Here is a 1,297-nt window from a genome sequence, read left to right on the forward strand (position 1 = left end):
TCACGCTCACCCCAGCATCATCCGAGGGCCCCGGCGCAAGCCGGGGCCCTCGGCCTTTTCACCGGCAAAGCTCCATCGCCGGCAGAGTGAAAACCGTTGAAGGGCCCGGCGCATGCGCCGGGCCCTTCAACGGTTTTCAGCGGAAACGGCGAGATCTGCGCACGCCGGCTCTCCCCTTACATAGCACTGCGTTCTCTCCCCCTCTGAAGCGCTACGTTGCGCCGTCAGACGAGATTAAGCACCTGTGCTCGGGATGCCCGGCCCCGTCACCGACGGCGTGACAGTCAAAGGATCAAGGGCCGATGAAGGTCACCGGCGTACGACCGCGCACCGGCTGGCCGTATTGACAACTCCAGCATCCCGGCGGGGACCGTAAGGCCCTCCAGCAACCCATCTCGCAGGCTGCCACCACTCGATTCGGAGCGCTTATGGAGAATTTAGACGTACCCACGGTCGAATCGGTGCCATCGATTTTATGTGATCTACATCACATAAGGCTCATCACCTAACATGCCGAACTGCTCACACCGCATCGGTCACTTTCGCAACAAACTTACGTCTATCTGCGCAAACACCGCATCTAGCCTCAACCGTTGCAACAGCTTCAGGGACCGCCAAACGTCACGAAATGATCTCTGCTGGATGTACCGGTTCTTTGCCTGTCGAATCGGCTTCCGGTCCCCAAGATCGACACTGTATGTTTCTGACATTCCCTTTACTGACGCATGGGACGCATGAAGCGTTCCACATCAGACCAAGGAGCTCCCCCTTGAAGCGCATTCTCCTCCCTGCCGGTGGCGCACTGCTCGCCACCGGTCTGCTGGCTGCCGGCCTGGTCGGCACCGCTAGCGCCAACGCCAACCCGGACTGGGCCTCGGACACGATGGCCAAGGACGCCCCCACGGCTGCGCAGACCGTGGCCTACTGGCTCGAGGCGCAGGACGCCACGAACAACTTCGCCAAGGCGACCGCTTACACCACCGAGACCGTCGCGGCCTCGAAGCTGAACTCCTCGGGCGCTTACACCCCCGATGGCAAGCCCGGCGTGGTCGCCCCGATCGGCGAGGAGAAGAAGTCCACCTCGGTGGTCAAGAACGTCAACCTTCCCAAGTCCATTGGCAAGGTGTTCTTCCTCGACTCCAAGGGCAAGCAGCGCTGGTGCTCGGCCACCTCGATCCAGTCGAAGTACCGCAACCTGGTCTCCACCGCCGGTCACTGCGTCTACGACGACAAGGCCAACGCCAGCGTCATGGACAAGTGGGTCTTCGTGCCCGGCTACTACCAGGGCAAGACCCCG

1 pseudogene is annotated in these 1,297 nt (G+C 61.8%); it reads left to right on the forward strand.

The features are described from left to right. Positions 1-769: 769 nt before the first annotated feature. Positions 770-1,297 (forward strand): annotated as a pseudogene (locus CHC08_RS47885) (trypsin-like serine peptidase); the annotation flags it as partial.

Source organism: Streptosporangium subroseum (genome assembly GCF_900188345.1).
GTDB lineage: Bacteria > Actinomycetota > Actinomycetes > Streptosporangiales > Streptosporangiaceae > Streptosporangium > Streptosporangium subroseum.